The sequence below is a fragment of the Amycolatopsis sp. NBC_01286 genome (genome assembly GCF_035982555.1).
GTDB lineage: Bacteria > Actinomycetota > Actinomycetes > Mycobacteriales > Pseudonocardiaceae > Amycolatopsis.
The window spans coordinates 676,723-699,446 of the sequence record NZ_CP108428.1 but is presented as its reverse complement, the minus strand read 5'-3'; the positions used below and the strand labels follow the sequence as shown (position 1 = coordinate 699,446).

Below are 22,724 nucleotides of genomic sequence, written 5' to 3'. Positions count from 1 at the left end.
CGTGTCGAAGCGCCGCTGACGGCGTCGACGTCCCCTTCGCAAGCAGGTCCTGCGCGAAGGAGATGGCGATGGGTGTCGTGGCTGTGCTGGTGGCCTCGGTGGCGGGGTTCGTGGTGAGTTCCGCCTGGTACACGGCGTTCGGGACGGTCTGGGCCGGCCTGAGCGAGGCGGCGGCCGAGCGGCCCGCGCCGTGGAAGATGGCGGCGGAGTTCGTCCGGACCCTGGCGCTGGTCACGGTGTTCGCCGGGCTGAGCACCGCGGTCGGCGTCGACGGCGTCGCGGGTGCGCTCGGCCTGGCGCTGGTGCTCTGGGTGGGCTTCCCGGTGCTGATCCTGGCCGGGTCGGTGCTGCACGAGAACGTGCCGGTGCGGCTGGCCGCCTTGCACGCGGGCGACTGGCTCGTGAAGATCGTGGTCGTGGCGCTGGTGCTGGGGGTGTGGCGATGACCGGGGTGCTGATCGACGGGATCGCGTTCGGCGAGTCCCCGCGCTGGCACGACGGCCGGCTGTGGTTCGCCGACTGGCTGGCCCACGAGATCGTCGCGGTCACGCCGGCGGGCGAGCGCGAGGTGGTGTTCCGGGCGGACTTCCCGACGATGCCGATGTGCTTCGGCTTCCTCGGCGGCGACCCGCTGATCGTCTCGTCGTCGCAGGGCCTGCTGCTGCGGTTGTCCCGGGACGGCTCCCTGTCCACCCACGCCGACCTGGGCTCGACCGGCTTCAACGAGATCGTGGTGGCTTCGGACGGTGGCTGCTACGTCAACGGCGGCGGCTTCGACCTGATGGCAGGGGAGCCGTACCGCCCCGGCGGCGTCTGGCACGTCTCGCCGTCCGGCGCGGCTCGCCAGGTCGCGGACGACATCGCGTTCGGCAACGGCATGGCCCTGACCCCGGACGGCTCGACGCTGGTCGTGGCGGAGTCATACGCGAACTGCCTGACGGCGTTCACCGTGACTTCGGACGGCTCCCTGCGTGATCGCCGGGTGTGGGCGGACCTCGGCGACGGCGTCCCGGACGGCATCGCCCTGGACGCGTCGGGCGCGATCTGGGTGGCGGACGTCCCGGGCAAGTCGTGCACGCGGGTGCGCGAAGGCGGCGAAGTCCTGGAGCGGGTGGAGCTGGACCGCGGGTGCTTCGCGTGCGCGCTGAGCGAGGACACGCTGTACCTGGTGGCCCAGGAGTGGCACGGCCTGGACGGCGTCGGCGGCCCCCGGACGGGCCGGATCCTGACCCACCCGGTCGGTCAGTCCTCCGGCGGGGCGGTCGCCACCTCGAGCGAAAGCTGCTGAAGGACCTCCAGCACGTCTGGCTCGGGCTGCTCTTCCTCATAGGCCTCGACGACCTTGACGAACCCCATCAGCAGCCCGCGCATGACGGCCTCCTGGCGGTGCGCCAGCTGGTCGACGGCCTGGTTGACGATGTGCTGAACGTCGGCGACGTGCTCCTCCGGGACGTTCATGTCCGCGGTCATGGTGAAGTCGAACGCCCCTTCGAGCAGCTCGGGGTACCCGCTCGAGCCGGACTCGTCGTTGCCGTCGCGCAGGTTCCGCCGAAGCCGGTAGACCGACGCGAGCAGGCCGATCCCGGTCTGCACCAGTTCCGTGTCCTCCATGGCCGTGAGCATGCCACGGCCGCGGCCGCACCCCGGTGATCGCCGCGCAACCCGGCCCGCCGCGGAGTTGTCCACATCGGGTCCGGTTGTCCACAGATTTCGCGAGCGACGGTTTTTGCAGGTCAGAGCCGATAGACTGGACAGGGGCCGCCCCCCAGGGATGGGTGGGGGCTGCCTTCGCGAGGGTGGGCCTGAACAGTCGTTGGCGCGGTGGCTGGGCTGCCCGTGGTGGTCGAATGCGGTCGAGGGCCGGTGCCTCATGCGAGTGGGGTGTGCCCGCGGACTCCTTCTGGTCCGTAGTCGGATGCCCGGCGCTGGGCTCCATCACCATGCAGACGACTCGACCCTCGGGCCGGATCCCCGGGGGCGAATGCGGCCGCGGGCCGGTGCCTCCCCACGAGTGGGGCCTTTCTGGTCGTAGTCGGATGCTCGGCGTCGGCCATCCGCCGGCGCCGTCACCATGCAGACGACTCGACCCTCAGGCCGGAGCCCAGGGGGCGAATGCGGCCGTGGGCCGGTGCCTCGCCACGAGCGGGGTCCTTCTGATCTGTAGTCAGATGCCCGGCGTCGGCCGTCCGCCGGCCCGTGCAGACGACTCGACCCGGGCCGGAGCCCAGGGCCCGAATGCGGCCGTGGACCGGTGTCTCGCCACGAGCGGGGTCTTTCTGGTCCGGAGTCAGATGCCCGGCGTCGGCCATCCGCCGGCGCCGGCCCGTGCAAACGACAACGACCCCCGGGCCGCAGCCCGGGGGTCGATGTCAGCTATCTGCGAAGGTCAGCGGCCTCGGCGGGCGCCCGCGCGGGTGCCCGAGGAGAACGCCGCCGCGCCGCCAGACCGGCTGGCGCCGGCGCCCGCTCCGGCAGCAGGAGCGCCGCCACGGCGACCGCCGCCGCCGGAACCGCGGCGGTCGGCCGAGCCCGAAGCTCCGGCCGCCGCCGGGGCGCCCGACCTGCGGCCCGAACCCGAGCCGCGGCCCGGCTCCGAAGACTGGGTGCGGCGGTCCGAACGCGGCTGGTCGTCGCGGCGGGACTGGGAGTTCGCCCGGGCTCGCTGGCCGCCGCGGTTCTCCTTCGGCGCGCCCGCGCCACCGTGGCGTCCGCCGCGGGCCGGGCGCTCGTCGCCGTCGCGCACGCGGGCCGGGCGGGCCGCGCCCGAAGCCGTGACCTTCTTCGGGCGATTGTCCACCGGGGGCCGCTTCGGCGCCGCCGTGAACGACCGCTCGCCCGGGGCCAGCTCCGCCAGCAGCGGGTGACCCGGGCCGAGCTGGGTGGTGGTCGGCTTGATGCCGGCCTTGCGGGTGAGGTCGCGGACGTCGCGGACCTGCTCGTCGGTCATCAGCGTGACGACCGTGCCGGACGCGCCGGCGCGCGCGGTGCGGCCCGAGCGGTGCAGGTACGCCTTGTGCTCGACCGGCGGGTCGGCGTGGATGACCAGCCGGACGTCGTCGACGTGGATGCCGCGGGCCGCGATGTCCGTCGCGACCAGGGTCTTGGCCGCGCCCGAGGAGAACGCCTCGAGGTTGCGCGTGCGCGCGTTCTGGCCGAGGTTGCCGTGCAGCTCGACGGCCGGGACACCCGACGCCACCAGCTTGCGGGTCAGCGCCTTCGCGCGGCTCTTCGTCCGGGTGAACACGAGCGTGCGGCCCGGCGCCGCGGTGAGGTCGACCAGCACCGGCAGCCGGTGGGTCTCCTCGAGGTGCAGCACGTGGTGCTCCATCGTCGAGACCGGCGACTGCGCCGAGTCGACGCTGTGCGTGATCGGGTTGCTCATGAAGCGCTTGACCAGCACGTCGACGCCGTTGTCCAGGGTCGCGGAGAACAGCATCCGCTGGCCGCGGGACGGCGTCGCGTCCATGATCCGCCGCACCTCGGGCAGGAAGCCCAGGTCGGCCATGTGGTCGGCCTCGTCGAGCACGGTGATCTCGATGGCGTCGAGCTTCACGTGCCCGGAGCGCATGTGGTCGGCGAGCCGGCCGGGGCAGGCGACGACGATGTCGACGCCGTCGCGCAGCTTGGTGATCTGCGGGTTGGCCGAGACGCCGCCGAAGATGGTGGTCGTGCGCAGGCCCAGCGGCTTGGCCAGCGGCAGGATGGACGCCTCGATCTGCGTCGCGAGCTCACGGGTCGGCGCCAGGATCAGCGCGCGCGGACGGCCGGGCTTGCGCCGCGTCGGCCCCGCCGAGAGGCGGGCCAGCACGGGCAGCACGAAGCCGTAGGTCTTGCCGGAGCCGGTCCGGCCGCGGCCGAGCACGTCACGCCCGGCGAGGGTGTGCGGCAGGGTCGCCGCCTGGATCGGGAAGGGCTCGGTGACGCCCTGAGCGGCCAGCGCGTCCACGAGCGTGGTGGGCAGGCCGAGTTCAGCGAATGTGCTCATAAGTGCATGCGGGCGCGGCTGCGCCCTGGTCTCCATAACCTGAGAAGGGTTGTCCTGCCCGGCGCAGACCGGTCAACGGCCGCGGCGCGTGGTAGTCGACAACAGCAGCGGGCCGAGGCAGAACTGAGCGGCCCGCAAGATCAGTGTACCCAACGCGAGTGACGTACTCCTAGTGAGATTGCCCGCACCAGGATCGCCTTGCTAAGTTACCGGTCGGTAATCAAGGAGGCTCACCCCATGCTGCTGAACCCGCACGAGTACGACCCGGCGCACTTCGACGCCGAAACGCGCCGGCTGCTCCGGGCCACCATCGACTGGTTCGAGCAGCGCGGCAAGGCGAAGCTGGCCGAGGACTACCACGCGCGCACCTTCTACGCGGACTTCCTCGAGTTCGCCGGCAAGGAAGGCCTGTTCTCGACCTTCCTGACGCCCGCCGCGAACGCCGACGGCAACCCGGACAAGCGCTGGGACACCAGCCGCGTCGCCGCGCTGTCGGAAATCCTGGGGTTCTACGGGCTGAACTACTGGTATCCCTGGCAGGTCACGATCCTCGGCCTGGGACCGGTGTGGCAGAGCGGCAACGACGTCGCCCGCAAGCGCGCGGCGGACGCACTGGACGCCGGTGGCGTCGGCGCGTTCGGACTGTCCGAAAAGGACCACGGCGCCGACATCTACTCCTCCGACCTGGTGCTGACGAAGGACGGCGACGGCTACCGCGCCACCGGCTCGAAGTACTACATCGGCAACGGCAACGTCGCCCGCACGGTCGCCGTCTTCGGCCGGATCGACGGCGTCGAGGGCCCGGACCAGTACGTCTTCTTCTACGCCGACGCCGAGCACCCGAACTACCACGTGGTCAAGAACGTCGTGCCGTCGCAGATGTACGTCGCCGAGTTCCGGCTCGAGGACTACCCGGTGCACGCCGAGGACCTCCTGCACGTCGGCGCCGAGGCCTTCAGCGCCGCGCTGAACACGGTCAACATCGGCAAGTTCAACCTCTGCTTCGGCGGCATCGGCATGGCGACGCACTCGCTGTACGAGGCCATCACGCACGCGCACAACCGCGTCCTCTACGGCAAGCCGGTCACGAACTTCCCGCACGTCCGCCGCGAGTTCGTCGAGGCCTACGCGCGGCTGACGGCGATGAAGCTGTTCTCCGACCGCGCCGTGGACTACTTCCGCAGCGCGCACGCGGACGACCGCCGCTACCTGCTCTACAACCCGATCACCAAGATGAAGGTGACCACCGAGGCGCAGAAGGTCATCGGCCTGGTCGCCGACGTCGTGGCGGCCAAGGGTTTCGAGGCCGGCACCTACCTCGCGATGGCCAAGAACGACATCGACGGCCTGCCGAAGCTCGAAGGCACGGTGGCGGTGAACCTCGCGCTGATCGCGAAGTTCATGCCCGCGTACCTGTTCTCGCCGCAGGAGTACGCCCCGGTGCCGACCCGCACCGACGCCGCGGACGACGAGTTCCTCTTCCGCCAGGGCCCGGCGCGCGGGCTGTCGAAGGTCCGCTTCCACGACTGGCGGGCCGCGTACGCGCAGGCGTCGCACATCCCGAACGTCGCGCTGTTCACCGAGCAGGCCGGCGCGCTGGTGAAGCTGCTCACCGAGGCGACGCCGGACGAGGCCCAGCAGGCCGACCTCGACTTCGGCCTCGCGCTCACCGAGCTGTTCACCCTCGTCGTCTACGGCCAGCTGATCCTGGAGCAGGCCGGCATCACCAGGCTCGACGAACAGGTCGTCGACCAGATCTTCGCGGTGCTGGTGCAGGACTTCAGCCTCGCCGCGGTGGACCTGAACGGGAAGCCGAGCTCCACCGAAGCCCAGCAGGCCGTCGCGCTGGCGGCGCTGCGCAAGCCGGTGGTCGACGCCGAGCGCTTCGACGCCGTCTGGGCGCTCGTCCGCGACCTCTCCGGGGCCTACGCTATGCACCCATGATGGCCAGGGAGTACCGGCTGGGAACGCTGCGGAAGACCGTCAACGCGCTGGTGAAGCCGCTGCTCGCGCGCGGCGTCCCGGCCGCGGGCAAGGGTGGCGTGCTGCTGACGACGAAGGGCCGCAAGAGCGGTCTCGAGCGCACGACACCGGTGAACGTCGTCGAGGTCGGCGGCGACCGGTGGCTCGTCGCGCCCTACGGCGCCGTCGCCTGGGTGCACAACCTGCGGGCCGACGCCGTCGCCCGGCTGAGCCGTGGCCGCAAGACCGAGACGTGGGAGGTCGAGGAGGCCGACGCCGCCACCGCGGCGCCGGTGCTGCGGGCCTACGTGCGGCAGATCCCGGTCACGGCGTCGTACTTCGACGCCAAGGGCAGTGGTCCCGTCGAGGCGTTCCAGGCGGAAGCCGATCGACACCCGGTGTTCCGGTTGGCAAGATCACGGGCGTGAAGCACGAGCGGGCGGCGGAGCTGCTCTGGGACGCGTGGCGCACCGGCGAGCGGCTGGACGGGCTCCCGGCCGACGTCCGCCCGCATGACGCCGCCGAGGGCATGGCGGCCCAGACCGCGCTGGCCGCGCTGGCCGGCCCGGTGAGCGGCTGGAAGATCGCCGCGACCACGGCGTACGCCCAGCAGCACCTCGGTGTCCCCGGGCCGCTGCCGGGCGCGTTGTTCGAGCGGTTCCACCAGCTCGAAGGCCCGCCGGTGCCGGCCGACACGATGACGATGGGCGTCGCCGAGCCGGAGTTCGCCTTCCGGATGAAGGCCGACCCGGGCCCGGCGCCGTCGCTCGGCGGGGTGCTCGACGCGGTCGACACGATGTTCCTGGCGCTCGAGATGCCGGACAGCCGCTACACCGACCACCGGCACGCGGGCGGCCCGCAGCTGCTGGCGGACGTCGCGTGCGCGGGCCGGTTCGTCGAAGGACGGGCCGTACCGGGCTGGCGCGACCTCGACCTGCCGGGCCAGGCGGTGGTCCTGCACGCCGACGGCGCGGAGTTCGCCCGCGGCCACGGCGGCCTCGTCCTGGGCGACCCGCGCCTGGCGCTGCACTGGCTCGCGACGGAACTGGCCCGCACGGGCCACCGCCTCCGCCCGGGCGACGTAGTGACGACCGGCACGGCGACCCCGCCGTGCCCGATCCACGCGGGCGGCCACGTGCTCGCCGACTTCGGCACGCTGGGCCACATCGAAGCCCACTTCCTCTGAGCGGTCGGTGCCGGTTGTCGTGAGTGGTAATGAGGGTTCTAACCCTCATTACCACTCACGACCGGTAGCGGCGTCCGGACACTAGAGTGATCACGTGCTGACTTTCCGTGCCGGTTTCGTGGTGCTCGCCGTGGTCGTGGCGGCGCTCGATGCGGGGTTCTGGCTGTTCACCCGCGGCCAGCACCAGACGAGCGCGCGGGTCGGGTTCCTGGTCGCGTTCGTGCTCCTGCTGGCCCTGCTCGCGGCGAGCGCGGGCCTGGTGCGCTGGGAGGTCGCGGCGCCGCTCGCCGCGGCGTCGACGTCGGGCCTGTTCTTCGTCGGCGCGGCGTCGATCTTCAGCGTGGGCCTCGGTTTTCTGCTGACGGCGGTCGTCGAAGCGGCGCTCGTGCGCGGCATGGTGCTCGACGCGTCGCCGGCCGGCTGGCGCGGCGGCACGTGGCTGATCAGCTTGTCGGCGGCGGTGGTCCCGGCGGGGCTGTTCGTGGTGGGCCTGGTCGCGCTGAAGTGAGCCGGAACGCCGACGGGCTCTCCCCGAACTCGGCGCGGAACACCCGGCTGAAGTGCGCGGCGTCGACGAAGCACCACCGCGCCGCGATCGCCCCGACGCTTCTGTTGGCCAGCAACGGATCCCGCAGGTCGCGGCGGACGGCGTCCAGGCGCAGCCGGCGGATGTGGTCGGTGACGGTGTGCGGCTCGTCTTCGAAGAGCCGGTTCAGCGTGCGCGGCGACATGCCGTGCGCGGCGGCGACCGTCGCCCGGGACAGCCGCGGGTCGTCGAGGTGGCGCTGGACGTGGTCGAGCACGCGGGCGCGCAGCGCGTCGGGGATCTCGTCGACGCTGACGTGCTCGGTGAGCGTGCCGGCCAGCAGGCTGAGCCCGGCGTCGCCGAGGCGGCTGGCGGCGGCTGCGTAGAGGTGGCTGCCCTGGGCGACCGACGCCGAGACGAAGTCGGCGAACACCGCGCCAGGCCCGTTCGTGGCGGGGAAGGCGTGCTCCATCGCGCGGGCGGTGGGCAGGTGCAGGACGTCGCGCGGGAAGGCCATCACCGCGGAGATCCACTCCCCTTCGAGCCGCAGCGCGTACGGGCGGCCGGTGTCGTAGAGCGCGAGCTGCCCGGGTTCGACGACGATCTCGCGGTCGCCCTGCACGACCGTCGCGCGGCCGCGGACCTGGACGCACACCTTGAGCAGGTCGGAAGGGTTCTGCCGGATCGTCCCGGGGGAGCGGCGGACGACCTGCGGGGTGCCCGCGACGGTGTAGACGTGGACGTCGCCGAGCGGGGTCGTGACGACGTCACCCGCGGGCTCGGAGCTGTCGAGGCGCTCGGGGAACAGCTCGCTGAACGCGCCGCCGAGCCGCTCCCGCCAGGCCTCGCCGCGGTGGTACACGGGGAAGGTCATGGTGCCGCCCGGGGTCGTCGCTGACCTGATCAGGCTAACACCGTGACCCGCAGAATCAACGCGCTCGCCGCTCCCGCGACCAGGCTGGAAGCTCTGTCGGAACGCGGGAGGAACGCATGCTGGACGACGTCGACTGGCGCGGGAAGATCTTTTCGGGCGGCTGGGTGCCGGCCCACGGCGGGACGCTCCCGGTGACCGAACCGGCCACCGGCGAGGTGCTCACCGAGGTCGGGCTGGCCGACGCGCAGGACATCGACAACGCCGTGAAGGGGGCGGCCGCGGCGCAACCGGCCTGGGCGGCGACGCCGGGTCCGGAGCGCGCGGCGCTGCTGCGCAAGGCCGCGCGGGTCCTGGAGGACAACCGCGCCGAGTTCGAGCACTGGCTGGTCCGCGAGGGCGGCGCGATCCCGCCCAAGGCGGCGTTCGAGGTCGACCTGGTGCTGGCCGAGCTGTGGGAGGCCGCCGCGTTGCCGACGCAGCCGTGGGGGCACCTGCTGCCGACCAGTGAGGCCGGCCGCGAGAGCATCGCGCGTCGCATCCCGCTGGGCGTCGTCGGCGTGATCAGCCCGTGGAACTTCCCGCAGATCCTGTCGGTGCGGGCGGTCGCGCCGGCGCTGGCGCTGGGCAACGCCGTGGTGCTGAAGCCGGACGTCAACACAGCGGTCGCCGGCGGCACGCTGATCGCACGTCTCTTCGAAGCGGCGGGCCTGCCTTCCGGCTTGCTGCACGTTCTGGCGGGTGACGCGGAGCCGGGCGCAGCGCTGACGGAACACCCGGGCGTCGCGGCGATCTCGTTCACCGGCTCGACGGCGGTCGGTCGTCGCGTGGGCGAGGCGGCGGGGCGGACGCTGAAGCGGGTCAGCCTGGAACTGGGCGGCAACAACGCCTTGGTGATCCTGGACGACGCGAACCTGGACGCGGCCAGCTCGGCCGGCGCGTGGGGCGCGTTCCTGCACCAGGGCCAGGTCTGCATGACGGCGGGCCGCCACATCGTCATGGAGTCGGTGGCGGACGAGTACCTGGACCGCCTGGCGGCAAGGGCCGCGAAGCTCCCGGTGGGCGACCCGTTCACCGGCCAGGTCGCACTGGGCCCGCTGATCAACGCTCGCCAACTGTCCAATGTGGACCGCATTGTCACGGAAACGGTCGCCGCGGGCGCCACGGTCCGCGCCGGCGGTTCGTACACGGACCTGTTCTACGAGCCGACGGTCCTGGCGGGCGTGACAACGTCGATGCCGGCGTTCCGCGAGGAGATCTTCGGCCCGGTGGCCCCGGTGATCGTGGTCCGCGACGAGGACGAAGCGGTAGCGGTCGCGAACGACACGGAATACGGCTTGGTGGCAGCGATCCAGACGGGCTCGGTGGACCGCGGCCGAGCGGTGGCGGACCGCCTGCGCACGGGCATCGTCCACGTGAACGACCAGACGCTGAACAACGACGCGTTCGCGCCCTTCGGCGGCACGGGAGCCTCGGGCAACGGAAGCCGCTTCGGCTCAGGCCACAGCTGGGACGAGTTCACGCAGTGGCAGTGGGTGACCTTACGCGAACAGGCCCACGGCTTCCCGTTCTGACCCGTAAAGCCGTGAAGGCCTCCTTACCGGCTCTTATAGCCGGTAAGGAGGCCTTCACGGCTTTGTGCCTACTTGCCGAAGCCGGCCCGGCGAAGCGCGTCCGCCATCGAGCCGCTGCTGCTCGAGGAGCCGGAGTTCCCACCCCGGCCGCCACCGCCGCCACCACTGCCGCCGCGCTGGCCGCCGCCGCCACCGGAACCGCCCCGGCGCTGACCGCCGCCACCGCCGCCCTGCTGACCCCGGTCACGACCACCGCCGCCACCGCCGCCGCGGTTACCGGACGGAGCGCCAGGCTCGTCGTCCAAGCGCAGCGTCAGCGAGATCCGCTTCCGCGGCACGTCGACCTCGAGGACCTTCACCTTCACGATGTCGCCCGGCTTCACGACCTCGCGCGGGTCCTTCACGAAGTTCTTCGACAGCGCCGAAACGTGCGCCAAGCCGTCCTGGTGGACGCCCACGTCGATGAACGCGCCGAACGCCGCCACGTTCGTGACGACGCCCTCCAGGCGCATGCCCGGCTTCAGGTCGCCGATCTTGTCGACGCCCTCGGCGAACGTCGCCGTCTTGAACGCGGGGCGGGGGTCGCGGCCCGGCTTGTCCAGCTCCGCCAGGATGTCCGTCACCGTCGGGAGGCCGAACGTCTCGTCCACGAAGTCGGCCGGGCGGAGCGACGACAACGTGCGCGTGTTGCCGATCAGCGCGCGCAGGTCCGTGCCCGTCGTGGTCAGGATCCGGCGGACCACCGGGTACGCCTCCGGGTGCACCGACGACGAGTCGAGCGGGTCGTCGCCGTCCGGGATGCGCAGGAAGCCCGCGCACTGCTCGAACGCCTTGGGGCCGAGCCGCGCGACCTCCTTCAGCGCCGTCCGGGAGCGGAACGGGCCGTTCGAGTCGCGGTGGGAGACGATGTTCTCCGCCAGCCCGGTGGTGATGCCCGAGACGCGGGTCAGCAGCGGCGCGGACGCCGTGTTGACGTCGACGCCGACCGCGTTCACGCAGTCCTCGACCACCGCGTCGAGCGAGCGGGACAACGAGACCTCGGACAGGTCGTGCTGGTACTGGCCGACGCCGATCGACTTCGGGTCGATCTTCACCAGCTCGGCCAGCGGGTCCTGCAGCCGCCGGGCGATCGAGACCGCGCCGCGCAGCGAGACGTCCATGGTCGGCAGTTCCGCCGAGGCGAACGCCGACGCCGAGTACACCGACGCGCCCGCCTCGGACACGATCGCCTTGGTCAGCTTCAGCTCCGGGTGCTTCTTGATCAGCTCCTGGGTGAGCTTGTCCGTCTCGCGCGACGCCGTGCCGTTGCCGATCGAGACCAGGTCGACCTGGTGGCGCGCGCACAGCGCGGCCAGCTCGGCGATCGACTGGTCCCACTTGTTGGCCGGCTGGTGCGGGTAGATGACGTGGGTGTCGACGACCTTGCCGGTCGCGTCCACGACGGCCACCTTGACGCCGGTGCGGAAGCCCGGGTCGAGGCCCATCGTGGCGCGGGTGCCGGCCGGGGCGGCGAGCAGCAGGTCGCGCAGGTTGGACGCGAACACGCGCACGGCGTCGTCCTCGGCCGCCTGGCGCAGCCGCATCCGCAGGTCGATGCCCAGGTGCAGCAGGATCTTGGTGCGCCACGCCCAGCGCACGGTGTCGTTCAGCCACTTGTCGCCGGGGCGGCCCTCGTTGGTGACGCCGAACTTCGCGGCGATGCGCGTCTCGTAGTCGGTCGGCCCGACCTGCGGCTCGTCGGTCGGCTCGGCCGGCAGCATCGTGAGGTCGAGGACCTCCTCCTTCTCGCCGCGCAGCATCGCGAGGATCCGGTGCGAGGGGAGCTTGGTGTAGGGCTCGGAGAAGTCGAAGTAGTCGGAGAACTTGGCGCCGTCCTCCTCCTTGCCGCCGCGGACCTTGGCCACAAGGTGGCCCTGGCCCCACATCTTCTCCCGCAGGTCGCCGATGAGGTCGGCGTCCTCGGCGAAGCGCTCGACGAGGATCGAGCGGGCGCCGTCGAGGGCGGCCTGCGCGTCCGCGACGCCCTTGTCCGCGTCGACGAACACCGCGGCCGCGGCGTGCGGGTCCGTGGTGGGGTCGTTCAGCAGGCCGTCGGCCAGCGGCTCGAGGCCCGCCTCGCGCGCGATCATCGCCTTCGTGCGGCGCTTCGGCTTGAACGGGAGGTAGATGTCCTCGAGCCGCGACTTCGTGTCCGCGGCGAGGATCGAGGCCTCGAGGGCCTCGTCCAGCTTGCCCTGGCTGCGGATCGAATCGAGCACGGCGAGCCGGCGCTCGTCGAGTTCCCGCAGGTAGCGCAGCCGCTCTTCGAGCGTGCGCAGCTGCGCGTCGTCGAGCATGCCGGTGACTTCCTTGCGGTACCGCGCGATGAACGGGACGGTCGAACCGCCGTCGAGCAGCTCGACGGTGGCCTTGACCTGTCCTTCGCGCACGCCCAGTTCTTCGGCGATCCTCTGCTCGACCGACACGCTCACTGCAACACGCTCCTGCTTCGCCCTCGGGTGGTTCCGATCCGTACATTCTGCCGTTCCGACCACCCCGACTTTCGGATGGGGCTCCTTGACAACGAGATTGGTCTAGTCCATTTTGTGGTGACCTGCCTCACGACCAGTGGAGGTCGCCCCGTGGTCCCCAAAGCCCGTCTAGCCCTGTTATCGTTACTTTCCGCGGTCGCGCTGTGTCTCGGCGTGACGTTCGTGCTCGCCGGCAACGCCTCGGCGGCCAACATCCTCGCCAACCCCGGCTTCGAATCCGGCACCGCGGGGTGGACTTGCACCGCCGCCCCGACCGCGGTGAGCACCCCGGTCCACAGCGGCAGCCGCGCCCTGAGCGCGACGCCGACGTCGTCGGACACCGCGCAGTGCTCGCAGACGCTCACCGTCGCGGCGAACACCGCCTACAAGCTGTCCGCCTGGGTGCAGGGCAGCTACGTCTACCTGGGTGTTTCCGGATCCGCGACCACCAGCACGTGGACGCCCGGCACCAGCGGCTACACGCAGCTCTCGCTGAGCTTCACGACCGGCGCCAGCACCTCGCTGACGGTCTACCTGCACGGCTGGTACGGCCAGCCGACCTACTTCGCCGACGACGTCAGCCTCGACGGCCCGGGCACCCCGCCGCCGACGACGCCGACCACCCCGACGACCCCCACCACCCCGACGACGCCGCCGACCACGACCACCCCGCCGACGACGACCACGCCGCCGCCGACCCAGGGTGACCTGCCCAAGCACGTCCTCACCGGCTACTGGCAGAACTTCTACAACGGCGCGAAGGCGCTGAAGCTGGCCGACGTCCCGACGAAGTACAACATCATCGCGGTGTCCTTCGCGGACGCCACCGGCACGCCGGGCGCGGTGAGCTTCACGCTCGACTCGGGCCTGTCTTCGCAGCTCGGCGGCTACACCGACGCGCAGTTCAAGGCCGACATCAAGACGGTCCAGGCGCGCGGCCAGAAGGTCATCATCTCCGTCGGCGGCCAGAACGGCACGATCAGCGTCGGCGACTCGTCGTCGGCGAACAACTTCGCCAACAGCATCAAGTCGCTGATCTCGTCGTACGGCTTCGACGGCGTCGACATCGACCTGGAGAACGGCGTCAACGCCACCTACATGGGCCAGGCGCTGCGCAGCATCTACAACGGCGGCGGCAAGGTCATCACGATGGCGCCGCAGACGATCGACATGCAGTCCACCGGCGGCGGCTACTTCCAGCTGGCGCTGAACATCAAGGACATCCTGACGATCGTCAACATGCAGTACTACAACTCGGGCACCATGCTCGGCTGCAACGGCAGCGTCTACGCCCAGGGCACGGTCGACTTCCTGACCGCGCTGGCCTGCATCCAGCTGCAGGGCGGCCTGCGGGCCGACCAGGTCGGGCTCGGGCTGCCGGCGTCGTCGCAGGCGGCCGGGGGCGGCTACCAGGCGCCGGCGAACACGGTTTCGGCGCTGAACTGCCTGGCCAAGGGCACGTCGTGCGGCTCGTTCAAGCCGTCGGCGACCTACCCGGCGATCCGCGGCGCGATGACGTGGTCGATCAACTGGGACGCGACCGCGGGGTACGCGTTCGCGAACACCGTGTCCGCTGGGCTCGCCGGCCTGCCGTGACGCATACGTCATGAAGGGGCCCTTCCGGACGCTCGTCCGGAAGGGCCCCTTCACGGCACCCCCAGCCGGCGCGCGCAGACCCCCCGGCCGCGCGCCCGCGCCACCTAGACTGCAGGACGGTCCGTGTGTGATCGTTGCGGAAACGTGGAATCCGCAGGTCGGAGCGGGTCTGAGTAGGTCCAGGGAGGAGTCCGGTGATGCGGTTCGGCGTCCTCGGCACCCTCGAAGCCGAATCCGAGGGGGCCGCGCTCGACGTCGGGCACACGCGCCAGCGCTACGTGCTCGCGGCGCTGCTGGCGGACCCGAACCGGCCGGTGACGCCGGACCAGCTCGTCACCCGTGTCTGGAGCGGTAACCCGCCGCACCGCGCGACAGCGACGCTCCGCAGCTACCTTTCGCGGCTGCGCGCCGCCGGGTGCGCGATCGAGCGGACCCCGCACGGTTACGTGCTGCGCGTCGACCCGGCGTCGGTCGACCTGCACCGGTTCCGGGACAAGGTGACGCGCGCGCGAGCGGCGTCCGACGACGTCGCCGCGGCCACGCTGTTCGACGAAGCGCTGGCGCTGTGGCGCGGCGAGCCGTTCGCCGGGCTGGACTCGCCGTGGCTGACCGGCGTCCGCGAAGGCCTGGAAGCCGAGCGGTTCGCGGCCCGGCTGGACCGCCACGACGTCTCGCTGCGGCTCGGGCGGCACGCGGCGCTGCTGGCGATGCTGCCGCAGCTGGCCGCGGAGCACCCGTTCGACGAGCGGCTCGCGGGGCAGCTGATCCTCGCCTACTACCGCAGCGGGCGGCAGGCCGACGCACTCGCGCACTTCGAGGGCGTCCGTCGTCGCCTCGCCGAGTACCTGGGCGCCGACCCGGGGCCGGTGCTGCGCGGGCTGCACCGGCGGATCCTGGCGGGCGACCCGGGGCTGGAACCGCCGCCGGCCGCGCGCGAGCAGGTGCGGACGGGGTCGCTGATCGAGCTGGCCGCGATCCGCGCCGTCGCGACGTTGCTGATCGTGGCGCGCGAAGGCGACTTCGAGTCCGCGGCCTGGCGCGTGCGCAGCACGGCGGACGCGCTGGAGAAGGAGATCGGCGAGCTGGAGGCCGAGATCGGCGGCCCGCTGGTGGTGCACGACGACACCGGCGTCCGGCTGACGGAGCTGGGGGAGCGGCTGCGCACGGGCGCCCGCGCGGGCGTGGCGGAGCTGGCGGCGATCTTCACCGAGACGCGGGTGTCCGGCCGGCGGATCAGCGGCCGGCTGCGCGTCGGGTACGTCGCGAGCCTCGGCGGCGACCTGGTGACAAGGCTGACGCAGGAGTTCGAGCGCCGCCACCCGGCGTGCCGGGTGAGCCTGACCCCGACCCGCATCGGCGCCCGCTGGACCGAGCACGACCTGCTCGCCGAGGGCGACCTGGACCTGGTCCTGCACTGGTCTCCGGGCGGCGACACGCGGTCGTTCGACCTGCCGAACCTGCGCACGGGCCCGCCGCTGCTGTCCCTGCCCCGAGGTCTCCTGATGCGCGAGGACCACCCGCTGGCGACGCGGGCTTCGGTGACCCTGGAGGACATCGCGGACTACCGCCTGCTGGACCCGAGCAAAACGCTGAACCCGGTGGCCCGAGACCAATGGGCCCCGCCGCGAACACCGTCGGGCCGCCCGATCCCCCGCACGGAGGACGACGTCCCCCAGCTGATCGGCCGCACCCGCATCGGCGCCGAGGACATGCTTTCCCTGGTGGCGCGCGGCATCGGCCTGCACATCACGGTGCTGTCGCTACTGGAGCGCTACCCGTTCCCGGGTTTGAAGGTGGTCCCGGTGACGGGCATCCCGCCGATGATCGCGGTCCCGGTCTGGCGAGCGGCGGAGGAGAACGAAGCGATCCGCGCGTACGTCGCGGTGACGACCGAGCTGACGGCCGAAACTGTCGGTGACCCCGGATAAACTGGCGACATCGGGGAGCCGCACATCCACGCGCGCTGCTGAACCGCCCCCACCGGGCGGGAAACTGCCACTCGCAACCCGGCGAACGCGCGGCTCACTTGGGCACCAGTGGCAGCCGCAGCGCGCCGGGCGCCTCCGCGGGCACCACCGGCTTCCGCGGCGCCACCGCCGCCACCCGCTGGTACTCCGCGCCCAGCGAAGGGCGCGGGTCAGCCTCGCCGGCGTTCGGCGCGCTGCTGAACCGTCCCCACTTGGCGGGAATCTGCCACTCGCAGCGCGGCGAACGCGCGGCTTACCGCGGCACCAGCGGCAAACGCAGCGCGCCGGGTGCTTTTCGCGGATGCCAAAGGCTTCCGCGCCACCGCTCTCCGAAACTCCGCACCCAGCGAAGGGCGCGGATCCGGGTCGCCGCACATCCACGCGCGCTGCTAAACCGCCCCCACCGGGCGGGAATCTTCCACTCGCAACCCGGCGAACGCGCGGCTCACCGCGGCACAATCGGCAGCCGCAGCGCGCCGGGCGCTTCCGCAGGCACCACCGGCGTCCGCGGCGCCACCGCCGCCACCCGCCGATACTCCGCGCCCAGCGAAGGGCGTGGGTCAGCCTCGCCGGCGTTCGGCCAGAAGGCCATTGCCCGCTCCGCCTGGGCCGTGATCGTCAAAGACGGGTTCACGCCCAGGTTCGCCGTGATTGCCGAGCCGTCGACGACGTGCAGGCCCGGGTAGCCGTACAGCCGCTGGTACGGGTCGACCACTCCGGTGGCCGGCGAGTCCCCGATCGCGCAGCCGCCGATGAAGTGGCCCGTGATCGGGATGTTCGCCAGGTCCGTCCACGCGCCCTGGGGGAGGCCGCCGATCTTCTCCGCCACCCGGCGCGTCACCTCGTGGCCCGCCGGGATCCACTCGGGACTAGGCGAGCCCGCGCCCTGCTTCGTCGTCATGCGGCGGCCGAACAGGCCGCGTTTCGTGTACGTCGTCACGGAATTGTCGAGCGTCTGCATCACCAGCAGCCCGATCATCCGCTCCGACCAGCGCCGCGGGTTGTGCAGCTTGACGACGTTCCGCCGCTGCCGCCACAGCTCGCGCGCCCCCAGCACCCAGCGCCGGCGCCCGGACTGAGCGTCCACCAGCACCGTCGTCATCAGGCCCATGAAGTTGCTGCCGCGCCCGTACCGCACCGGCTCCACGTGCGTCACCGCGTCCGGGTGGATCGACGACGTGATCGCGACGCCGCGCGTGTAATCCGTGTCGTCCCGTAGCGACCGCGCGGCCAGCACGGCCTCGGAGTTCGTCCGCGCCAGCAGGCCGAGACGCGGTGACAGATCAGGCAAAGTCCCGTTGTCCCGCAAGCGGTGCAGCAGCCGTTGCGTACCGAGGGACGCCGCCGAGAAGACCACTTGCGACGCGGTGAACGTCCGGCGAGCCCGTCGCCCGGTGCGGACGGTGTCCACCGCGTAGCCGCCCTCGATCGGCCGGACGGAAACAGCCGTGGTCAGGGGATGCACCACCGCGCCCGCCTTTTCGGCCAGGTACAGGTAGTTCTTCACGGTTGTGTTCTTCGCGCCGACGCGGCAGCCGGTCATGCACTCGCCGCACAGCGTGCACTTCTGCCGGACCGGGCCCGCGCCGCCGAAGTACGGGTCCACTCCGGACTGTCCGAAGTAGACGCCGACGGGTGTGCGCCGGTAGGTGTGGCCGATGCCCATGTCCTCGGCCACCGAGCGCAGCACCCGGTCCGCGGCCGTCGTCGCCGGGTTCTCGACCACGCCGAGCATCCGCTTCGCCTGGTCGTAGTACGGCGCCAGCTCGTCCTTCCAGTCCGTGATGTGCGCCCACTGCGGGTCGGCGTAGAACTCGTCCGGCGGCTCGTACAGCGTGTTCGCGTAGACCAGCGAACCGCCGCCGACGCCCGAGCCGCTCATCACGAAGGTGTTCTTCAGCAGCGTCAGCCGCTGGATGCCGAAACAGCCGAGCTTCGGCGCCCACAGGTACTTCCGCAGCCGCCACGACGTCTTCGCGAACTCGTCGTCGGCGAACCGGCGGCCGGTCTCCAGCACGCCGACGCGGTAGCCCTTCTCGGTCAGCCGCAACGCGGTGACGCTGCCGCCGAACCCCGACCCGATCACCAGGACGTCGTAGTCCATCACGCCACCCGGTAGTCGGCGACGTCGAACCGCTTGGTCCGGCGGTCGTACTCGGTGACCAGGCCCGGCCAGTTGGTCGTCACCCGGCCGTCGGCCTGGCGGTACCAGCTCGTGCACGCGCTCCACACGCTCCGGCCCAGCCGCGCCTGCACCTCGTCGTCGTACCGCTGTTCGACCTCCGGCCGCACGTCCAGCGTGGACACTTCGGGACGGGCCAACCGTTCTACAGCCTGACGGATGTACCGAGCCTGGCGTTCGAGCATGTAGATGATGGACCCGGCGCCGAGGTTGGTGTTCGGGCCGTAGACGCAGAACAGGTTGGGGAAGCCGGGCACGGAGATCCCGAGGTAGGCCCGCGCGCCGCCGGACCACGCGTCCTCGAGCGTCCGGCCGCCGAGACCGCGCACCTCGATCCGGCCGAGGAAGTCGGTCGCGGCGAAGCCGGTGCCGTAGACGATGACGTCCGCTTCGTGCTCGACGCCGTCCTCGGTCCGGACGCCCTTCTCGGTGATCTCGCTGATCCGCGCCGTCTCGACGTCGACATTCGGCTGCGCGAGCGCGGGCAGGTAGTCGTTGGTGAAGAGGATCCGCTTGCAGCCCAGCGGGTAGCTCGGCTTCAGCTTCGCGCGCAGCTCCGGGTCCTCGATGTGCCGGCGGCGCAGCTGCGCGGTCCGCAGTTCGAACATCTTCGCCAGCACGGGGTGGCGCGTCATCGCGTACGTCGCGTACTCGGCGAGCAGGAAGATCCGCAGCCGGCCGAGCAGCTGCGTCGGCGGCAGGTGCTCGAACAGCCAGTGCTGCCAGTCGCGGTAGGTCGGGTCGGACTTCGCCATGACGTACGGCGGCGTCCGCTGGAAGACCGTCACGCGTGCGGCGTGCTTCCGCACCTCGGGGACGAACTGGACGGCGCTGGCCCCGGTTCCGATGACTGCGACGCGCTTCCCGCGCAGGTCGACGTCGTGGTCCCAGCGCGCCGAGTGGAAGGCGGCTCCCGCGAACCGGTCCCGCCCGGGGATGGTGGGCAGGACCGGCCGCGACAGCTGCCCGACGGCCGGCACGAAAACGTCGGCCGTGTAGGTCTCGCCGCTCTTGGTCGCGACGCGCCAGACGCCGTCGTCGAACACGGCCTCGGTGACCTCGGCGCCGTACCGGATGTGCGGCTCCAGGCCGTACTTCGTGATGACGCCGCGCAGGTAGGCCAGGATGTCCGGCTGGTGCGAGAACCGCTTCGGCCAGCGCGGGTTCGGCTCGAAGGAGTAGGAGTACAGCGGCGACGGGATGTCGCAGGCGGCGCCCGGGTAGGTGTTGTCCCGCCAGACGCCCCCGGGCCCGGCCGCGCTCTCCAGGATCGTGAAGTCGGAGAACCCGGCGCGCTTGAGCTCGATCGCCGTGCCGATGCCGCCGAACCCGGTGCCTGCGATCAGCACCGACGGCCCCTTCGCCGAACCAGTCATGCTGAAGAAAGCTACCCACCCGGAGCCTGTGACAACAGGACACGAGCGGTCACGCGATCGAGATTTCCGGCCACGGCGCCGCTCAGGCCAGCACCCGGACGTCGTGGGTCGCCGCGCCCGGCTCCGCCCAGCTCAGCAACCGCGCCGCCGCGCTCTCCAGCGCCTCCAGGTCCCGCTTCGGCAGCTTCTCGAACGGCGTCAGCTCCACCGCCGCCGCCTTGCGGTCCTTCCGGAGTTCCCAGAACCCGCGCACGTACCCACCCGTCATGAGCGTCCCCTTGACCAGGCCGTTCTGCGTGATGACGCGCTTGCGGTGCTCGTCGCCGATCACCCGGGTGCGGTCGGCGTACGACAGGATCGTCTGGTCGAACGGCCCCAGCAGCCGCGGCGGCGCCGGGACGTCCTCGTCCGGCACGGACAGCTCCGGCAGGTCCAGCAGCTCGCGGCCGTCCGGGTCGCGGTAGCGGCGCAGGTCCATCTCCGCCGCGACCTCGCCCAGCCGGGTGATGCCCGCCCACGTCTGGACGTCCGCCACCGACGCCGGGCCGAACGCGCGCAGGTACCGCGCGATCAGCGCGGCGGGCGACGGCGGCGGCAGCGGCGCGCCGACCCATTCGTCCAGGCAGGCGTACGTCGTCTGGCCGGCCTTGCCCCAGATCGCCCGCGGCGGGACCTGCACCAGCGGCAGCCTGCCGCGGGCCAGGTGGGTGAGGGACGCCGTCGGGACGTCCGGCCACCGCCGCGCCAGCTCGGCGCCCAGCGCGGTGCTCGACAGCGGCGCGTCGAGCAGCAGCTCCCGGGCGGCCGCGGCGACGACGTCGTGGTCCAGCCCGGTCAGCGCCTGCGCGTGCAGGGTGTTCTGCTTGAGGTCGCGGTCGTAGAGCACCTGCACCGCCGGCCGCCACGCCAGCGCGTCCGCCGCGGTCACCAGGTGGACCGTGCCGCGCATCAGCGCGATCCGGACGACCCGGCGGCTCTCCAGCAGCTCCGCCAGGTCAGCCGGCTGGAAGCCGTGCAGGCGCGCCCACAGCGCGTAGTACGGCGGGAACGGCGCCTGCGCCTGCAGCCCGGCCAGGTGCGCCACCGCGTCGAAGGGGGACAGCTTCGCGCGGCGCAGCAGCAGCTGGCGCTCCAGTGTCGCGCGGTTCAGCGCCCGTCGGCTCAACGTCGTCACAGCGCCACCCTAACGATCACCCCGGACAGTTCCGGTCCTCGATTCGCTCCCTCGCCGGGCGTGATCCATACTTCCGGCCATGGCCGAGTTCGCCGCCCCCGCCGTCGGGGACTGGGACTTCCCGCGCGGCACCGCGAGCATCGAGCTGATGACCCGCTTCGCCGCCGACCGCGGTCTGGCCGCCGGCCGGCTCCTCGCGGCGACGTCGTTGTCCGCGGACCTGCTCGCCGACCCGGCGGCGCAGGTCGACGCGCGCCAGGAGCTGGCCGTCGTCCGCGCGCTGGCCGCGTTGGACGGTTCGGACGCGACGGCCCTCGAGCTCGGGCGCCGCTACCGCGTCACCACCTTCGGCATCTTCGGGTTCGCCTGCATCAGCAGCCCCACGCTGCGGGACGCGATGCTGCTGGCGCTGCGCTACTTCGACCTCAGCTTCGCGTTCTGCATCCCGAACGTCGTGGCCGACGGCGACCGCATCGCCATCGAGCTCGACAACAGCCGCGTGCCCGCCGACGTCGCCCGGTTCCTGGTGCTGCGGGACCTGTCCGCGATCTTCGCCGTGATGCGCGACCTGCTGCCCGAGATCGCGCTGGACGACCTGAGCTTCCGCCACGAAGCGTCCACAGTGGACGCCTACCGGACGGCGTTCGGCGTCGAGCCCCGGTTCGGCGCCGACGCCTGCCGCGCCACCCTCGACCCGGCGTTCCTCACGCTGCCGCTGCCGCAGGCCAACGAGCAGACCGTCGCGCTCTGCGCCGCGCAGTGCGAGGCCCTCGTCGCCCGCCGGCGGCAGCGGTCCGGGATCTCCCAGCAGGTGCGCGAACGCCTGGTGCGGCTCGGCGGCGTCGACGCCGGGATGGACGAGATCGCCCGCCAGCTCACGCTCAGCACGCGCACGCTGCGGCGGCGCCTGGCCGAGGCCGGCACCAACTACCGCGCGCTGGTCGACGAAGTCCGCCAGGCGCTGGCCGAGGAGCTGCTCGACACCGGCGTGCTGTCCGTCGAGGACGTCGCGTACCGGCTCGGGTACGCCGAGGCGTCGAGCTTCATCTACGCGTTCAAGCGCTGGACCGGGATGACGCCCGCTGCTTTCGCCCGTCGCTTCCGCGCTGCTCGGCAAGTACCGCCGGGTAGGTGATTTTCAGCAGGTTGAGGATCGAATCGGTGAGGAACGTACGCAGCGCCGTCCGGTCCAGGGTGCCGCGGATGAGCCATTCCCGCGACGCCGCGCGCAGCATCCCGCCGAACGACCGGATCATCGCGCGCAGCTCTTCGCGGCCTTCGGTCACGTCCGTCATCAGCGCGGCTTCGAGCACGCGGTCGGCGGCGATCTCGTCCGCCTCCAGCATGATCCGCTCGATCTCCGGGTCGCGGCCCGCCGACTCCGGCCCGATCACGGTCAGCCAGGCGTCCCGGTTGCGGTCCACGACGTCGATCCAGCGCTCGACGCCGATCGTCAGCCGCTGCTCCATCGTGGTGTCCGGCAGCGCCTCGGTGACCGGCGCGGGCACGATCATCAGCTGCCGCACCACTTCCAGGTACAGCTCGCGCTTCCCGCCGAAGTAGTGGTTGATCAGCGGGCGCGCCACCCCGGCCGCGGCGGCGATGTCCGAAGTGGACACCGACGCGTAGCTGCCCGCGCCGAACAGGTGCCGCGCGGCCGCGAGGATCTCGGCGCGCCGCTCGGCCGGCTCGAGCCGCCGGCGGGGCCGCGTTCCGCTGGTCATCCGCTCAGCCTCGCCGGGGAGCGGCACGCTGTCAACAAGTAATTGACTTCTCGTCAAGAGAGTGACTCCGGTGGTGGGCAACCGAAGTCGC

The 22,724-nt window shown here is 71.9% G+C and carries 18 protein-coding genes; 10 read left to right on the top strand and 8 right to left on the bottom strand.

Annotated features, from left to right (window positions below):
* Nucleotides 1-68: 68 nt before the first annotated feature.
* Together OG570_RS03265 and OG570_RS03260 are read left to right on the top strand one after the other, a co-directional pair.
* Nucleotides 69-446, top strand: coding sequence for a DUF1761 domain-containing protein (locus OG570_RS03265; protein ID WP_326955538.1), 378 nt, complete (start codon nt 69-71; stop codon nt 444-446).
* Nucleotides 443-1,288: an SMP-30/gluconolactonase/LRE family protein gene (locus OG570_RS03260; protein WP_326955537.1), complete on the top strand. Its 846-nt coding sequence runs from the start codon at nt 443-445 to the stop codon at nt 1,286-1,288. The genes OG570_RS03265 and OG570_RS03260 overlap by 4 nt, the downstream gene beginning before the upstream one ends.
* Here the strand turns inward: OG570_RS03260 and OG570_RS03255 are convergent.
* Complete coding sequence (locus tag OG570_RS03255; protein WP_326946756.1) at nt 1,243-1,611, bottom strand: hypothetical protein; 369 nt, start codon at nt 1,609-1,611, stop codon at nt 1,243-1,245. The genes OG570_RS03260 and OG570_RS03255 overlap by 46 nt on opposite strands.
* A 775-nt stretch (nt 1,612-2,386) precedes the next feature.
* Complete coding sequence (locus OG570_RS03250) at nt 2,387-3,985, bottom strand: DEAD/DEAH box helicase (protein WP_326955536.1); 1,599 nt, start codon at nt 3,983-3,985, stop codon at nt 2,387-2,389.
* 237 nt (nt 3,986-4,222) lie between these two features.
* On the opposite strand from OG570_RS03250, the gene OG570_RS03245 reads away from it, so the two are divergent.
* The 4 genes from OG570_RS03245 to OG570_RS03230 all read left to right on the top strand — a co-directional run bounded on the left by OG570_RS03245 (nt 4,223) and on the right by OG570_RS03230 (nt 7,641).
* Nucleotides 4,223-5,929, top strand: a complete 1,707-nt coding sequence (locus OG570_RS03245) for an acyl-CoA dehydrogenase (protein WP_326955535.1) — start codon at nt 4,223-4,225, stop codon at nt 5,927-5,929.
* Entirely contained in the window at nt 5,926-6,375 is a 450-nt protein-coding gene (locus OG570_RS03240) for a nitroreductase family deazaflavin-dependent oxidoreductase (RefSeq protein ID WP_326955534.1), read from the top strand. The genes OG570_RS03245 and OG570_RS03240 overlap by 4 nt, the downstream gene beginning before the upstream one ends.
* Nucleotides 6,372-7,133 carry a 2-keto-4-pentenoate hydratase gene (locus OG570_RS03235; protein WP_326955533.1) on the top strand — a complete coding sequence of 254 codons (762 nt, stop codon included), beginning with the start codon at nt 6,372-6,374 and terminating at the stop codon, nt 7,131-7,133. The genes OG570_RS03240 and OG570_RS03235 overlap by 4 nt, the downstream gene beginning before the upstream one ends.
* A gap of 94 nt (nt 7,134-7,227) precedes the next feature.
* A complete protein-coding gene (locus OG570_RS03230; protein WP_326955532.1) occupies nt 7,228-7,641 on the top strand; it encodes a hypothetical protein in 414 nt (137 codons plus the stop codon).
* Here the strand turns inward: OG570_RS03230 and OG570_RS03225 are convergent.
* Nucleotides 7,577-8,533, bottom strand: a complete 957-nt coding sequence (locus tag OG570_RS03225) for a helix-turn-helix domain-containing protein (protein WP_326955531.1) — start codon at nt 8,531-8,533, stop codon at nt 7,577-7,579. The genes OG570_RS03230 and OG570_RS03225 overlap by 65 nt on opposite strands.
* 116 nt (nt 8,534-8,649) lie before the next feature.
* Here OG570_RS03225 and OG570_RS03220 point away from each other — a divergent pair, with 116 nt between their 5' ends.
* Complete coding sequence (locus OG570_RS03220; RefSeq protein WP_326955530.1) at nt 8,650-10,104, top strand: benzaldehyde dehydrogenase; 1,455 nt, start codon at nt 8,650-8,652, stop codon at nt 10,102-10,104.
* Nucleotides 10,105-10,172: 68 nt separating this feature from the next.
* On the opposite strand, the gene OG570_RS03215 is transcribed toward OG570_RS03220, so the two are convergent.
* Complete coding sequence (locus OG570_RS03215; protein ID WP_326955529.1) at nt 10,173-12,575, bottom strand: Tex family protein; 2,403 nt, start codon at nt 12,573-12,575, stop codon at nt 10,173-10,175.
* A gap of 150 nt (nt 12,576-12,725) precedes the next feature.
* On the opposite strand from OG570_RS03215, the gene OG570_RS03210 reads away from it, so the two are divergent.
* Together OG570_RS03210 and OG570_RS03205 are read left to right on the top strand one after the other, a co-directional pair.
* The gene (locus OG570_RS03210; RefSeq protein ID WP_326955528.1) at nt 12,726-14,210 is read left to right on the top strand and encodes a chitinase; all 1,485 of its coding nucleotides are present in this window, start codon (nt 12,726-12,728) and stop codon (nt 14,208-14,210) included.
* A 197-nt stretch (nt 14,211-14,407) separates the two neighbouring features.
* Nucleotides 14,408-16,138 carry a BTAD domain-containing putative transcriptional regulator gene (locus tag OG570_RS03205; protein ID WP_326955527.1) on the top strand — a complete coding sequence of 577 codons (1,731 nt, stop codon included), beginning with the start codon at nt 14,408-14,410 and terminating at the stop codon, nt 16,136-16,138.
* Between the two features lie 484 nt (nt 16,139-16,622).
* Here OG570_RS03205 and OG570_RS03200 read toward each other — a convergent pair whose 3' ends face one another.
* From OG570_RS03200 to OG570_RS03190, 3 genes are all read right to left on the bottom strand, one after another.
* The gene (locus OG570_RS03200) at nt 16,623-18,281 is read right to left on the bottom strand and encodes a GMC family oxidoreductase (protein WP_326955526.1); all 1,659 of its coding nucleotides are present in this window, start codon (nt 18,279-18,281) and stop codon (nt 16,623-16,625) included.
* On the bottom strand, nt 18,281-19,735 hold the full coding sequence (locus OG570_RS03195; protein WP_326955525.1) for a flavin-containing monooxygenase: 1,455 nt from the start codon (nt 19,733-19,735) through the stop codon (nt 18,281-18,283). The genes OG570_RS03200 and OG570_RS03195 overlap by 1 nt, the downstream gene beginning before the upstream one ends.
* An 82-nt stretch (nt 19,736-19,817) precedes the next feature.
* Complete coding sequence (locus tag OG570_RS03190) at nt 19,818-20,909, bottom strand: winged helix DNA-binding domain-containing protein (protein WP_326955524.1); 1,092 nt, start codon at nt 20,907-20,909, stop codon at nt 19,818-19,820.
* A 79-nt stretch (nt 20,910-20,988) separates the two neighbouring features.
* Here OG570_RS03190 and OG570_RS03185 point away from each other — a divergent pair, with 79 nt between their 5' ends.
* On the top strand, nt 20,989-22,044 hold the full coding sequence (locus OG570_RS03185) for an AraC family transcriptional regulator (RefSeq protein WP_326955523.1): 1,056 nt from the start codon (nt 20,989-20,991) through the stop codon (nt 22,042-22,044).
* On the opposite strand, the gene OG570_RS03180 is transcribed toward OG570_RS03185, so the two are convergent.
* Nucleotides 21,965-22,633, bottom strand: a complete 669-nt coding sequence (locus OG570_RS03180; protein ID WP_326955522.1) for a TetR/AcrR family transcriptional regulator — start codon at nt 22,631-22,633, stop codon at nt 21,965-21,967. The two genes, OG570_RS03185 and OG570_RS03180, sit on opposite strands and share 80 nt — an antisense overlap.
* Between the last annotated feature and the right edge of the window lie 91 nt (nt 22,634-22,724).